We start from the raw sequence: 13133 nt of genomic DNA, 5'->3' as shown, positions 1-13133 counted from the left end.
GGGTGGGTGGTGCGGGAAGTTCGGTGGGGGCGGCTCAGGCGTGGGCGAGCCGGCGGGCCCAGCGGTCGCCGGCCCACTGGAGCAGCTGGACGACGGCGAGCAGCAGCACCACGGTCGCCACGGTGATGTCGGTGCGGAACTGCTGGTAGCCGTAGCGGATGGCGAAGTCGCCGAGGCCGCCACCGCCGATCGCGCCGGCCATCGCCGAGTAGCTGATGAGGGCGACGACGGTGACGGTGATCCCGGCGACCAGCGACGGCAGCGCCTCCGGCAGCAGGACGGTGCGGACGACGTCGCGCCGGCGGGCCCCCATGGCCAGCGTCGCCTCGACCTTGCCGTGCCCGACCTCGCGCAGGCTGGTCTCCACCAGCCGGGCCAGGAACGGGACGGCGCCGATGGTCAGCGGCACGATCGTCGCGGTCGAGCCGATGGTCGTGCCGACGATGCCGCGGGTGACCGGGGCGACCAGCACCAGCAGGATGATGAACGGCAGCGACCGGCCGAGGTTGACCACCAGGCCGAGCACCCGGTGCACGAGCGGGCTCGGGGAGAGCGCGCCGGGCGCGGTGACGGTGAGCAGCACGCCGAGCGGGACGCCGATCAGCACGGTGAGCAGCGCGCTGACGCCGACCATGTAGAGGGTGTCCCAGGTGGCCTCGGCCAGCTGCGGGGCGATGCGGTCCCAGTCGTTCACCGCTGCACCTCCGGGGCGTCGAGGAGGTTCGGGACCTGGCGACCGCCGGGCGCCGCGGCGTCGGGTTCGTCGTGGGCGTCCATCGGCGGCGGCTCGTCACCCGGGGTGGCCCGCTCGACCAGCGAGCCGCCGTCCCGGAGCCGCTGGAGTGCGGCATCGAGCCGGCCGTCGTCGCCGGTCACCGACAGCAGCAGCCGGCCGAACCGGCGGCCCGCGACGGTCTCGACCGAGCCGCCGACGACCTCGACGTCGAGGCCCAGCTCGCCGGCGAGGGTGCGCAGCACCCGGCCCTCGGGCGCGGACTCGGTGACGGTGACGCGGACCAGGTCCCCGGTGGCGCCGGCGACGGCCGGGGCGGGCAGCAGCTGGGCGGCCAGCGGCGAGTGCGGCCGGGTGAGCACCTCGGCCAGCGGCCCGCCGTCGAGGACCCGGCCCCGGTCGAGCAGCACCGCGCTGTCGCAGACGGCACGGACCACGGCCATCTCGTGGGTGATCAGCAGGACGGTGAGGCCGAGCTCGGCGCGCACCTGGCGGAGCAGGTCCAGGACGCCGGTGGTGCTCGCCGGGTCCAGCGCGCTGGTGGCCTCGTCGCAGAGCAGCACCTTGGGGCGGGCGGCCAGGGCGCGGGCGATGGCCACCCGCTGCTTCTGACCACCGGAGAGCTGGGCGGGACGGGAGGCGTGCCGGTCACCCAGGCCCACGAGGTCGAGCAGGTCGGCGACGCGACGGCGGCGCTCGGCCCTGCCGACGCCGGCCAGCTCCAGCGGGTGCTCGACGTTGCCGGCCGCCGTGCGGGAGTCCAGCAGGTTGAAGTGCTGGAACACCATGCCGACGGTCCGCCGGGCCTGGCGGACGCCGTCGTCGTCCAGGTCGGTGAGCACCTGACCGTCGACCACGACCCGGCCGGAGCTGGGCCGCTCGAGCAGGTTGACCAGGCGCGCCAGCGTGCTCTTGCCCGAGCCGCTCGGGCCGACGACGCCGGCGAACTCCCCGTCGGCCACCGACAGGCTCACGCCGTCGACGGCGACGACCTCGGCCGCCCCGCGACGAGCGGGGAAGACCTTGCGGACGTCGGTCAGTTCGATCACAGGGCGGCCTCGGCTGGGCTGGGTGGTGCGGCACGGACGGCGGGGCCGGTACGCGGGGTCGTCCCCGGCGTACCCGGCGAGGACCGGACTAGAGCCGGCTGGCCGTGCGCATGAGGTCGATGGCGCGGCGACGAGTCAGCGCACACCCCTTCAGCACCGATCGATCATGCCCAGGCTCGGAGGCCGACTGCCAATCCGCGGCCCCGAATGTGAGAGAACGCTCAACCGTCGCCGGCCGGCGGACCCGACCGGCCGCCTCCCCTCCCGGACGCGGCTGCCGTCAGGCGTCGATGCGGCGGCGGCCCTCGAACGCACGGCCCAGCGTGACCTCGTCGGCGTACTCCAGGTCGCCGCCGACGGGCAGGCCGCTGGCCAGCCGGGACACCGCCAGCCCCATCGGGCCGACCAGCCGGGCCAGGTACGCCGCCGTCGCCTCCCCCTCGAGGTTGGGGTCGGTGGCGATGATCATCTCCTTGACGGAGCCGTCCATCAGCCGCGTCATGAGCTCCTTGACCCGCAGGTCGTCGGGGCCGACGCCGTCGATCGGGCTGATCGCCCCGCCGAGCACGTGGTACCGGCCGCGGAACTCACGGGTGCGCTCGATGGCGACGACGTCCTTGGGCTCCTCGACCACGCACAGCACGTCGTCGGAGCGGCGCGGGTCGCGGCAGATGCGGCACTGCTCGGCCTCGGCCACGTTGTAGCAGGTCACGCAGAAGCGGACGGACTCCTGGACGCGCGTCAGGGCAGCCACCAGCCGGCTGACGTCGGCGGACTCCGACGACAGCAGGTGGAAGGCGATGCGCTGGGCGCTCTTCGGCCCCACGCCGGGCAGGCGACCGAGCTCGTCGATCAGGTCCTGGACGGCACCCTCGTACACGGGGCTCCTCGGGTTGCGAAGTGGATCGAGCGGAACGGCTCGATCAGAGGCCCGGCAGGCCCAGACCGCCGCCGCCACCCAGGCCCCCGGCGAGGGGACCCATGGCGTCGGCCGCGAGCTCGTCGGCCGCGCGCTTGGCGTCGCGGACGGCGGCGACGACCAGGTCCTGCAGCGTCTCCAGGTCCTCCGGGTCGACGGCCGACGGCGAGATGGTCACCGCGGTGAGCTCACCGTCACCGGTCATCGTCGCCGACACCAGGCCGCCGCCGGCGGTGCCGGTGACCTCGCTGGCGGCCAGCTCCTGCTGGGCGGCGACGAGCTGCTGCTGCATCTGCTGCGCCTGCTGCATGAGCTGCGACAGGTCGGGCTGGCCTCCGGGGAACATGCCACGAGAGTAGGCCGCGGCTGCGACGGGCGACACCGGCACGGCGCGCGGCGATCAGCTGTCGACGGGCCGTGCCCCGAGCTGGGCGCGCAGCAGCTGCAGCGCGGCCTGCTCCTGGTCGACGGCTGGTTCGGGCTCGCGGTCCCCACCCGCGGAGGTCTCCGCGGCCCGCTCGGCCATGAGCTCCCGGGCCTCGGCGGCCTCCGCCTGCCGCGCCACTTCACGAGCTGCCTCGGGCGTCACCGACGGGCCGGCCGCCGGGCCCGACCCCTCGACGACGGCGTCCACCCGCCAGCGCACGCCGAGCAGCTCGTTGAGCGCGGCGCGCAGGACGTCCTTGTTGAGGTCGTCTCCGAGCCGCCGGGCCAGCGCGGGCGAGGACGTCGACAGCGTGAGGACGCCGTTGGCCAGCTGGTGCACCTGGGCGTTCTTGAGCAGCGCCTCGGTGGTGCGCTTGTGCTTCTTGACCACAGAGAGCAGCTCGGGCCACACCCGCCGGACGTCGGCGGTCGTGAGCTCGCCGTCGTCGGCCCCCGCGGTGTCGGGCGGGTTCGCCGAGACCATCGGCGTCGGCTCGCCCCCGCGGGGCGCGGGTGCGGACTCGGCGGCCGCGCGCGGCGGGGACGCCGGCGGACGCGGCTGCTCGAGACGGGTCTCCGCGGCCCGGACGGCGGCCGGCTGGGCGGCGTGCGGCCAGTCCTCGTCGTCGGTGGGCTCGGGCGGGAGCGGGATGTCCGACTCGGCCACGGCCTCGCGCGGGTGCCGGCCGGGGGCGGCGGCGGCCGGCGCGGTAGGCGCGGCGGGGGCGGCGCCCGGGCGCGGGGCCGCCGGACGCGGTGGGCTGCCCGGCTGGGCCGTCTCCGGCCAGTCGGTGGTCGCCGGGGTGGCCGGGGCCGAAGCCGCTGGCCGCGATCCGGGGCGGGCGGGCTCGGGCCAGTCGCCGGCGGCAGGCGCCGGGGAGGACGGCGTCGCGGCCGGGGCCGCCGCAGCCGCGGGGCGCGCCGGAGCGGGCGGCTCCGCTGCTGCCGGCGCCGGGCTCGGCGCCGTCGTGGGAGCCGGCGGGGCGGCGGGCGGTGCGGTCGGTGCGGCGGCGGCCGCCGCCTGCGACCTGCGCACGAACTCGCGGCGGGCGGCGCCGGCGTCGGCCGCGGGGGCGGCCGGCGGGGCCGCCTCGCGCGCCGGGGCCTCGCGCACCGGCTCGCGCGCCGGCTCGCGCGCCGGAACCGCCCGGACCGGAGCCTCGGCGACAGCCGGCTCCGGCCGGCCGGCGTGCTCACCGGCGATGGACATCCGCCGCTCGAGCCGCTCCAGGCGCTGGAGGGTGGCGACCGACGAGCCGTCGGTGGCGGGCAGCAGCATGCGGGCGCAGACCAGCTCGAGCAGCAGGCGCGGCGCCGTCGTCCCCCGCATCTCGGTGAGGCCCTCGTGCACGGTGTCGGCCATGCGGGACAGCGTCGCCGAGCCGAGCGCCTGCGCCTGGGAGGTCATCAGGTCCAGCCGGTCGGGCGGGCAGTCCAGCAGCCCGTTGCCGCCGGCCTCGGGCACCGCGTCGAGCACGATCAGGTCGCGCAGCCGGTCCAGCAGGTCGGTGGCGAAGCGGCGCGGGTCGTGGCCGGCCTCGACCACCCGGTCGACCGCGCGGAAGACCCCGGGGGCATCGGAGGCGGCCAGCGCGTCGATGGTCTCGTCGAGCAGCGCGTCGTCGGTCACGCCGAGCAGGCCGACGGCGCCCTTGTAGGTGACGCCCTCGGGCCCGGCGCCGGCCAGCAGCTGGTCGAGGATCGACAGCGAGTCACGGACCGAGCCGCCGCCGGCCCGCACCACCAGCGGGAAGACGGTGGGCTCGACGGTGACGCCCTCGGCCTCGCAGGTCTTCTCCAGCAGGGTGCGCAGCGTGGTGGGCGGCACCAGCCGGAACGGGTAGTGGTGGGTGCGCGACCGGATGGTCGGCAGGACCTTCTCCGGCTCCGTCGTCGCGAAGATGAAGACGAGGAACTCCGGCGGCTCCTCGACGACCTTGAGCAGGGCGTTGAAGCCCTGCGTGGTCACCATGTGCGCCTCGTCGACGATGTAGACCTTGTAGCGGCTGCTGACCGGCGCGAAGAACGCGCGCTCGCGCAGGTCGCGGGCGTCGTCCACACCACCGTGGCTGGCCGCGTCGATCTCGATGACGTCGAGCGAGCCGGGTCCGTCGGGCGCCAGGGCCACGCAGGAGCCGCACACCCCGCACGGTGTCGACGTCGGGCCCTGCTCGCAGTTGAGCGAGCGGGCCAGGATCCGCGCCGACGACGTCTTGCCGCAGCCGCGCGGGCCGCTGAAGAGGTAGGCGTGGTTGATCCGGCCGCCGTCGACCGCGTTCACCAGGGGCGCGGTGACGTGCTCCTGCCCGACCACCTCGGCGAAGGTCGCCGGGCGGTACTTGCGGTAGAGCGCCAGAGCCACGCAGGCGAGGTTACTCAAAGGACCTCGTCCCCCTCACCGCTCGCAAGCTCGCGCCGAGCCTCTGGACGACGCCGACGAGGTTCCGCCGTCCCGTTATGAGACCGATACCTAACGGTGTGGGGTGGACCGGCCCGGTCGAGGCGTCCACCAGTCGTGGCCGACCGACGGAGGAGCCCGTGACCCACTCGACGGACGCGGAGTTCACCGACTTCGTCGCCGATCACGCCGGGCACCTGCTGCGGACGGCGTGCCTGGTGACCGGTGACCGGCACCTCGGCGAGGACCTGCTGCAGACCGCCCTCGCCAAGGCCTACGGGTCCTGGCCGAGGGTCCGCCGGGCCGATCACCCCGCCGCCTACGTCCGCCGGCTCATGATCAACGCCCACCTGAGCTGGCTGCGCCGGCTGACCAGCACCGAGACGGTCCTGGAGACCTTCCCGGATCTCGGGTCCGGGGAGGACCACCCGACCCGGTACGCCGACAGCGAGGAGATGCGCCTCGCGCTCCTGCGGCTGTCGCCCCGGGTCCGCACGGCCGTCGTCCTGCGCTACTTCGACGACCTGAGCGAGACCGAGACCGCGGACCTCATGGGCTGCTCGCGCAGCACCGTCAACAACCACGTCTCCCGGGGGCTGGCAGCGTTGCGCGCCCTGCTCGCCCCGGGTACCGACGATCTCACCCCCACGCCCGGGAGGCAGCAGTGAACGACCACGACACCACCGCGCTCCGTGACCGCCTCGACCGGCTGGCCGACCGGTTCACCCCGCAGGTCGACGTCGTGGAGCTCGTCCGCGAGGCCCGGGTGCGCAACCGCCGTCAGCGCCGGAGCCGGCTCGCCCTGCTCGCCGTCGCCACCGCGACCGCCGTCGTGGTGCCCGTGGGGATCGCCGCGCTGGACGGCGCGGCTCCCGACGGGCGGAACGCCGCCGGGCCGGGCGCGGACGGCGAGGCCCGGCGGTCGGAGACCGCGGAGCAGGCACGTGAGGAGCGGGCACGTGCGGAGGACGGGCGGCTCGTCCGCGAGCTGGACGCGCGCGGCGGCACGGTGGCCGCGGCGTTCGAGGCGCGCGACACCCCGGTGTCCCTGACCGCCCCGGCGGGCCGGTTCCCGTGCCCGGAGGACGGCGGCTCGCTGCAGGCGGCGCTCGGCGTCCCGCTCAAGTACCTCGCCGGCACGCTGCCCGGGGACCCGGGCACGTGCGAGTGGTCGCTGCCGGGCAGCTCGGCCGGGCCGCTGTCGGAGTACTTCGCCACCAACATCGGCTTCAGCCCGAGCTGGACGGAGGACGATCTCGACCACGGCGACGGGCTGCCCGCGGAGGGCTGCCAGCGGACGGTCGTCTCGCACTCCACCACGGGCCCGGGCGCCTACCACGAGGCCATGGGGCGGGCGATGGTCCTCGACGTGTGCGTGCAGGAGCCGGACGCGGTCGTGCACTGGAACCTCGGCGTGCCCGACACCAGCGGCTCCGGCGTCTGGTGGATCGGGGCCACCACGGGCACCGATCAGCGCGTGGACGGGGCGGCGGCGGTGATGGCGGTGCTCGACCTCGCCGACCGGACCTGGTGACCTCCGGCCCCGGGAAAAGGAAAGGACCCCCCGCGCACCCGCCAGAGCCCGCTTATCCTTGCTGCCTTCCGGCCCTGGGGAGGTTCACAGGATGACGCCACACGAGGGGTCGCCTCCACTGTAGAGGAAACGGTTCCGGACCTGGACGACTCCCCCGCTAGGCTCCCGCCGCGCTCCGTTCGCGCCGCCGGAACCCGCACCTGGAGCGTCATGCCCGCCCCGAGTCCCACCGCCTCGCGCCGTGGCTTCGTCCTCGTGGTGCTGGCGGCCCTCTGCTGGGGGACCTCCGGTTTCAGCGGCAGCCTCGTCGCCCGGCACAGCGACCTCGGCCCGCTCGACATCGCCTGGCACCGCATGGCGATCGGTGCGGTGGTGCTGCTCGCCGGGTTCGCCCTGACGCGGCGCCGGCGGGGTGGCGCGGCTCCGTCCCTCGGCCGGGGCACGACGGTCCGGCTGGGGCTCGTCGCCGCCGGCCTCGCCGCCTACCAGCTGGCGTACTTCGCCGCGGTCGCCACCGCGGGGGTCAGCATCGCCACGCTCGTGGCGCTGGGCCTCGCGCCGCTGCTCATCGCGCTCGGCGCCACCGCGCTCGGCCACGGCCGGCCGGACCGGGCCACCGTGGTCGCCCTCGTCGTCGCGCTGGTCGGGCTGGTCCTGCTGGTGGGCGTCTCGGCCGGCGCCGACTCCGGGACGACGATCGTGCTGGGCGCCCTCACCGCCGTCGGCTCGGCGCTGGGCTACGCCGTCGTCACCCTGGCCGGGGGCGGCGTCCCGGCCGGCATCCCGGTGACGCTCGTCGGCTTCGCCGGCGGCGCGCTGCTGCTCACCCCGGTCGCGCTGGCCGTGGGGCTCCGGTTCACGGCCGACCCGGTCGCCCTGGGGGTGCTGCTCTACCTGGGCGTCGTCCCGAGCGCCCTGGCGTACGGGATGTTCTTCACCGGGCTGCGGACGGTGCCGGGTGCCGTGGCATCGATCGTCACGCTGCTGGAACCGCTGACGGCCACGGCCCTGGCGACGGCGTTCCTGGGCGAACGGCTCTCCCCCGCCGCGCTGGCCGGAGGCGTGCTGGTGCTCGCCGCCGTCGCCGGGCTCTACCTGCAGCGGCTGCGCCAGCCCGTTCCTGCCGCGGGCGCCTGACCGGGGCAGAGATGCGACGGGCCCCCGGCGTGCTGCCGGGGGCCCGTCGACCTGCGGAGGATGGGAGATTCGAACTCCCGAGGGGTTGCCCCCAACCCGCTTTCCAAGCGAGCGCCATAGGCCACTAGGCGAATCCTCCAGGTACGACAGGCATGCTACCGGGCGGGTTCCGGCCGATTCGCGCGACACCGCCGGAGAGGCCGTCCGGGAGCGCGTGCGGCATCCTGCACCGCAGAGCGGTTGGCCGGGTGGTCGACGGGGAAGGCCCCGTAACTGCGGTCACGGACGAGGAGGCAGGGCATGAGCGAGCACAGCGAGCTGCGGCCGGACGTCGTCGAGGCGATCGTGGACGTGCTGAAGGGCGGCGACGCCGGTGGGCTGCCGGCCGGCGCCACCCCGGCGGAGAAGACCGCCGCGAAGGACCGGTACCTCTCCCAGTTCGTGGCCGAGCGCAGCAAGCGCGACCGCCAGGCGCAGGCCTGGGAGCTGCTGCTGACCCGCAGCTACGACGAGGCACCCACGTGGCAGCGGATCTTCGACGACCTCGGTCCCGGCGTGCACACCGAGCTGGGCGAGCTCTACGACGCCCTGCCCGCCGGTGCGCAGGAGGAGTACGCGCGCCGGTACGGCGTGCCGTCCACCGTCTGAGCGCGCCCGCCTGCCCTCGATGACCCGTCCCGTCACCGCGCCCGGTCGCCTCGTCGCCGGGCGCTACCGGTTGGAGTCGCAGATCGGTGGCGGCGGGATGGGCACGGTGTGGCTCGCCCGGGACGAGCTGCTGGGCCGCCAGGTGGCCGTGAAGCAGGTGCTCTCCCCGCTGGGCGCCGACGAGAAGCAGGTGGACGAGCAGCGGCAGCGGGCCCTCCGCGAGGGCCGGATCGCCGCGCGCCTGAGCCATCCGCACGCGATCTCGGTCTACGACGTCGCCGTCGAGGGCGGCGCCCCGTGGCTGGTCATGGAGTACCTGCCCTCCCGCAGCCTGGCGGAGGTGCTCCGGGAGGACGGCGTCCTGCGCGGGGACCAGGTGGCGCAGATCGGCGCCCAGGTGGCCGACGCGCTGGCCGCCACCCACGCCGCCGGCATCGTGCACCGGGACGTGAAGCCGGCCAACATCCTCATCGGGCGGGGCGGCCGGGTCGCCGGCCTGGTCAAGATCACCGACTTCGGCATCTCGCACGCCCGCGGGGACGTCACGCTCACCCAGACCGGCCAGATCACCGGCACCCCGGCCTTCCTCGCCCCCGAGGTGGCGCAGGGGCGCGAGATGACCGAGGCCAGCGACGTGTTCTCGCTCGGCGCGACGCTGTACACGTGCCTGGAGGGGACGCCGCCGTTCGGCATGGACGACAACCCGCTGGGCATGCTGCACCGGGTCGCCGGCGGGGAGATCACTCCCCCGCGTCGCGCCGGTTCCCTCAGCGAGCCGCTGCTGCGGATGCTCGCCGCCGACCCCGGTGACCGTCCTCCGATGACCGAGGTGCGCGACGAGCTGGCGACGCTCGCCGCCGGGCGCGACGGCGACACCACCACCGTGCTGCTCGCCCGCACCGACCTCGCGGAGTCACGGGGGCACTCGGGCACCGCGGTGTTCGCCGCGGGCGCCGCCTCGGCCACCTCGACCGGCTCGTCCCCCGCCGGGGTCGACGCGCCGACGCCCATCCCGGCCGCTGCCCGCACTCCCGTGCCGCCCCTCGTACCTCCGCCGACGCCGCCCGCCGCGCCGAGCTCCCCACCGGCGACGACGCCTGCTCCCGCCGCGCCTCCCACAACTCCGGCCGCGACGTCGGCGTCCGCGGCGGCCTCGTCCGCCACCGGGACCTCGGCCGCCACGGGGACGCCCGCACCACGTCGTCGGCGGCGGGGCGTCTGGATCATCGCCGTCGCCCTCGTGGTCGTCGCCGGGCTGCTGGCGCTCTGGCTGGCCCTCCCCGACGACGATCCGGACCGGGCGTCGGCCGACCCGTCACCGAGCACCTCGGAGGCGGCGCCCTCCAGCAGCGAGGAACCGGAGCCGACGCCGGAGCCCGAGCCGGAGCCCACGCCCGAGCCCACGCCCGAGGTCGTCGACCCGCCGGAGCCGGAGACCCCCGATCCCCCGGCGGACCCGCTCAGCGCGGAGAACGTGCGGACCTTCCTGGACGGGTACCACCAGCAGGTCGTCGACGACCCGGCCGCGGCCTGGGAGCGGACCGGCCCGACGCTGCGCGCCAACATCAGCCGGGGCAACTACATCGGCTACTGGAACCAGTTCTCCGACGTGAACGTCAGCGACGTCCAGGCCACCGACGATCCGTCCCGGGTCACCGGCCGGCTGGAGTGGGTGTACCCCAACGGCACGCGGGAGTCGGCGGTCCGCGCCTTCACCCTGCTGGTGCGCGACGGGCAGCTGATCCTGGACAGCGAACTCGACCCCTGATGCAGAACGGCGGCGCCCCCCGCAGGGGACGCCGCCGTGATTCAGCTGGCGGTGGCGGTGGGATTTGAACCCACGGAGGCTTGCACCTCACACGCTTTCGAGGCGTGCTCCTTCGGCCGCTCGGACACGCCACCGCCGGAGAGACTACAGGCCCCGCTGACGGCGGAAGAAGGCACGTAGCAGCGCGCCGCACTCCTCCGCCCGGATCCCGCCGGTGACCTGCGGCCGGTGGTTGAGCCGCCGGTCGCGGACCACGTCCCACAGCGATCCGGCCGCACCCGCCTTGGGGTCCTCGGCGCCGTAGACGACGTGGTCCACGCGGGACAGCACGCTGGCCCCGGCGCACATCGTGCAGGGCTCGAGCGTGACGACCAGCGTGCAGCCGGACAGCCGCCAGCCGTCCCCGTGCACCGCGGCGGCGGCCCGCAGCGCGAGCACCTCCGCGTGCGCGGTCGGGTCGCCCAGCTTCTCCCGCTCGTTGGCCGCCTCGGCGAGCACGGCGCCGTCCGGCCCGAGGACGACGGCGCCGATCGGGGTGTCGCCCCACTCCTCCGCCGCGGCCGCCAGCTCCAGCGCCCGCCCCATCACCGCTGCCAGGTCCGGCGTCACCGGGGTGCTCCGTCGAGGCTCTCCCTCTGCTCCCCACTGCGAGCAGAGGGAGAGCACCTGTGGACGGAGGTGCCGTCCGCGGTCATGCCGCGTGGTCCAGCGGGAAGCCGACCAGCCCGGACAGCTCGGCCAGCGCCACCGACGGGTCGACCACCTTGATCGTCGAGAAGCCCAGTGCGCGGGCGGGCTTCAGGTTGATGCCCAGGTCGTCCAGGTAGGCGCAGTCGGTGGCCTCGATCCGCCGGCCCACCGCCTCCGACAGCCGGTCCAGCGCCCGCCGGTAGATCTCCGGCTCCGGCTTGCGCACCCCCTCGACCGAGGACTCCACGACGGCGTCGAAGAGCCCCAGCAGGTCCCCGAGCCGCCCGGTCCGCTCCATCGGCGCCACGTTGTTCGACAGGATCGCCAGCGGCAGCCCGGCCTCGCGCAGCCGGCGCACCGCGGCGACCATCGCCTGGCGCACCTCGCCGTGCAGGGCGGCGAGCACGCGGGCCGCCGAGAGCCGGTGCCCCAGCGCCGCGGCCTCCGCCTCGAACGCCGCCGAGAACCCGGCGACGTCGAGCTCGTTGCGCTCGAAGCGAGCCCAGGCATTGGCGTCCGGATCGGTCGAGTTCAGCCGGCGGATCAGCCCGTCGGGCAGCCCGGCCTCCCGCTCGTAGGCGGCGAAGGCGGTCATCGGGCTCTCGGTGATCACCCCGCCGAGGTCGAACACCACCGCGGAGACGGCGCCGGCCGCCGGGCCGCTCACGGTCCCACCGCCGCGGCCAGCTCGTCGGCGAACCCGAGCCGGGTCGCGATCCGCTGCACCATCTCGTCGGCCCACAGGTCGTCGGCGGTGACGATCGGGCGCAGCTCCTCGGCGGGCAGGCCGTCGTCGGAGAAGAGATCGAGGTCGCCGCCGGGCCAGCCCGTCTCGTCGTCGTCGAAGGCGCCCTCGGTGTCCACGCCGATGCCGTAGCGCTCGACCACCTCGGCGGCGAGCACCCACTCCAGCATCGTCGCGTCGGAGATCAGCGCCCGCACCATGCCGCCCGGGCCGTGCCGCAGCGCGACGAAGTACAGCCGCGAGTCGACGACGATCACCAGCGGCGGCGGCCACCCGCCGGCGCCCGGCTCGCCCAGCGCCCGCTCCAGCACCGGCAGCTCGTCACCGGCGTCGTCGGCCAGCAGGTCCACCCGCCAGCCCGCGCCGTCCCGGGCCACGCGGACGGCGAAGCTGGACGGCCCCTCGCGCTCGATCATCGCTTGCGGAGCACGGTCAGGCCGTCGGCCAGAGGCAGCAGCACGGCCTCCCAGCGCGGGTCGGCGGCGAGCGCGGCGTTGAGCTCGGCGAGCGTGCGGTCGGCCTCGCTCACCGGGGCGACCACCTGACCGCCGCGCAGCGTGTTGTCCAGCAGCACCACGCCGTTGCGGCTCATCCGCGGGTGCAGCTCCTCGACGTAGGCCGGGTACCCGGTCTTGTCGGCGTCGACGAAGGCCAGGTCGAAGGTCTCCTCGGCAGGCAGCTCCCGGAGCGTGGCCAGCGCGTCGCCCAGCCGCAGCTCGATCCGGTCGGCCACGCCCGCGCGCGCCCAGTGCCGGCGGGCGACGTCGGTCCACTCCTCGCTCCGGTCGAGGCAGAGCAGCGAGCCGTCCTCGGGCAGGCCCTGGGCGATGCAGAGGGCGGAGAACCCGGTGAACGTGCCGATCTCGATCGCCCGCCGCGCACCCAGCGCGCGGGTCAGCAGGCGCATCAGCACCCCCTGCTCCGGGGCGATCTGCATGGTGGACGGCGCCTCGCCACGCGCCGCCATGTCGGCCGTCTCCCGGATCAGGTCGGCCATCACCGCGTCGACCGGATCGGAGGCGGCCTGCACGTAGTCGGCCAGCTCCGGGGTGAGGAGGAACGAGCGGGGCGTCATAGCCTGTAGAT

Annotated in this window: 14 protein-coding genes, 2 tRNA genes and 1 other RNA gene; 5 read left to right on the top strand and 12 right to left on the bottom strand. The window is 75.4% G+C overall.

The genetic code is table 11. From position 1 onward, the window contains the following. Positions 1 to 34: 34 nt before the first annotated feature. From GCU60_RS00945 to GCU60_RS00925, 5 genes are all read right to left on the bottom strand, one after another. Positions 35 to 694: an ABC transporter permease subunit gene (locus GCU60_RS00945; RefSeq protein ID WP_163201753.1), complete on the bottom strand. Its 660-nt coding sequence runs from the start codon at positions 692 to 694 to the stop codon at positions 35 to 37. Next, positions 691 to 1782, bottom strand: coding sequence for a methionine ABC transporter ATP-binding protein (locus GCU60_RS00940; RefSeq protein ID WP_345770304.1), 1092 nt, complete (start codon positions 1780 to 1782; stop codon positions 691 to 693). The genes GCU60_RS00945 and GCU60_RS00940 overlap by 4 nt, the downstream gene beginning before the upstream one ends. 280 nt (positions 1783 to 2062) lie before the next feature. Further along, the gene (gene recR / locus GCU60_RS00935; protein WP_104526504.1) at positions 2063 to 2662 is read right to left on the bottom strand and encodes a recombination mediator RecR; all 600 of its coding nucleotides are present in this window, start codon (positions 2660 to 2662) and stop codon (positions 2063 to 2065) included. A gap of 43 nt (positions 2663 to 2705) precedes the next feature. After that, positions 2706 to 3047, bottom strand: coding sequence for a YbaB/EbfC family nucleoid-associated protein (locus GCU60_RS00930; protein WP_163201752.1), 342 nt, complete (start codon positions 3045 to 3047; stop codon positions 2706 to 2708). 54 nt (positions 3048 to 3101) lie between these two features. Then, the gene (locus GCU60_RS00925) at positions 3102 to 5489 is read right to left on the bottom strand and encodes a DNA polymerase III subunit gamma and tau (protein WP_163201751.1); all 2388 of its coding nucleotides are present in this window, start codon (positions 5487 to 5489) and stop codon (positions 3102 to 3104) included. 176 nt (positions 5490 to 5665) lie between these two features. Here GCU60_RS00925 and GCU60_RS00920 point away from each other — a divergent pair, with 176 nt between their 5' ends. Further along, a complete protein-coding gene (locus GCU60_RS00920) occupies positions 5666 to 6193 on the top strand; it encodes a SigE family RNA polymerase sigma factor (RefSeq protein WP_345770303.1) in 528 nt (175 codons plus the stop codon). Next, entirely contained in the window at positions 6190 to 7059 is an 870-nt protein-coding gene (locus tag GCU60_RS00915; protein WP_163201749.1) for a hypothetical protein, read from the top strand. Before GCU60_RS00920 ends, GCU60_RS00915 begins: the two co-directional genes overlap by 4 nt. 18 nt (positions 7060 to 7077) lie before the next feature. Here the strand turns inward: GCU60_RS00915 and ffs are convergent. Beyond that, an RNA gene (gene ffs / locus GCU60_RS00910) (signal recognition particle sRNA small type) lies at positions 7078 to 7173 on the bottom strand. Positions 7174 to 7269: 96 nt separating this feature from the next. Between ffs and GCU60_RS00905 the strand changes: the two genes are divergently transcribed. Beyond that, positions 7270 to 8196 (top strand): DMT family transporter, encoded by a 927-nt coding sequence (locus GCU60_RS00905; RefSeq protein WP_163201748.1) that lies wholly within the window; start codon positions 7270 to 7272, stop codon positions 8194 to 8196. A 54-nt stretch (positions 8197 to 8250) separates the two neighbouring features. Here GCU60_RS00905 and GCU60_RS00900 read toward each other — a convergent pair. Beyond that, a tRNA-Ser gene (locus GCU60_RS00900) sits at positions 8251 to 8335 on the bottom strand. Between the two features lie 161 nt (positions 8336 to 8496). On the opposite strand from GCU60_RS00900, the gene GCU60_RS00895 reads away from it, so the two are divergent. Next, complete coding sequence (locus tag GCU60_RS00895) at positions 8497 to 8844, top strand: hypothetical protein (protein ID WP_163201747.1); 348 nt, start codon at positions 8497 to 8499, stop codon at positions 8842 to 8844. A gap of 19 nt (positions 8845 to 8863) precedes the next feature. Then, a complete protein-coding gene (locus GCU60_RS19745; protein ID WP_204261157.1) occupies positions 8864 to 10612 on the top strand; it encodes a serine/threonine-protein kinase in 1749 nt (582 codons plus the stop codon). Between the two features lie 46 nt (positions 10613 to 10658). On the opposite strand, the gene GCU60_RS00880 is transcribed toward GCU60_RS19745, so the two are convergent. The 5 genes from GCU60_RS00880 to GCU60_RS00860 all read right to left on the bottom strand — a co-directional run bounded on the left by GCU60_RS00880 (position 10659) and on the right by GCU60_RS00860 (position 13122). After that, positions 10659 to 10746 (bottom strand) — tRNA-Ser (locus GCU60_RS00880). Positions 10747 to 10756: 10 nt separating this feature from the next. Then, on the bottom strand, positions 10757 to 11221 hold the full coding sequence (locus GCU60_RS00875) for a nucleoside deaminase (protein ID WP_430537403.1): 465 nt from the start codon (positions 11219 to 11221) through the stop codon (positions 10757 to 10759). Between the two features lie 82 nt (positions 11222 to 11303). After that, positions 11304 to 11969, bottom strand: coding sequence for an HAD-IA family hydrolase (locus GCU60_RS00870; protein WP_163201746.1), 666 nt, complete (start codon positions 11967 to 11969; stop codon positions 11304 to 11306). Next, complete coding sequence (locus tag GCU60_RS00865; protein WP_163201745.1) at positions 11966 to 12463, bottom strand: tRNA adenosine deaminase-associated protein; 498 nt, start codon at positions 12461 to 12463, stop codon at positions 11966 to 11968. The genes GCU60_RS00870 and GCU60_RS00865 overlap by 4 nt, the downstream gene beginning before the upstream one ends. After that, the gene (locus tag GCU60_RS00860; protein WP_163201744.1) at positions 12460 to 13122 is read right to left on the bottom strand and encodes an O-methyltransferase; all 663 of its coding nucleotides are present in this window, start codon (positions 13120 to 13122) and stop codon (positions 12460 to 12462) included. The genes GCU60_RS00865 and GCU60_RS00860 overlap by 4 nt, the downstream gene beginning before the upstream one ends. Between the last annotated feature and the right edge of the window lie 11 nt (positions 13123 to 13133).

Origin of the sequence: Blastococcus saxobsidens (genome assembly GCF_010682065.1) — a bacterium.
GTDB classification, from domain to species: domain Bacteria; phylum Actinomycetota; class Actinomycetes; order Mycobacteriales; family Geodermatophilaceae; genus Blastococcus; species Blastococcus saxobsidens_B.
Note: the sequence above shows the minus strand (reverse complement) of the source record. Positions and strands in the feature narration are given on the sequence as shown.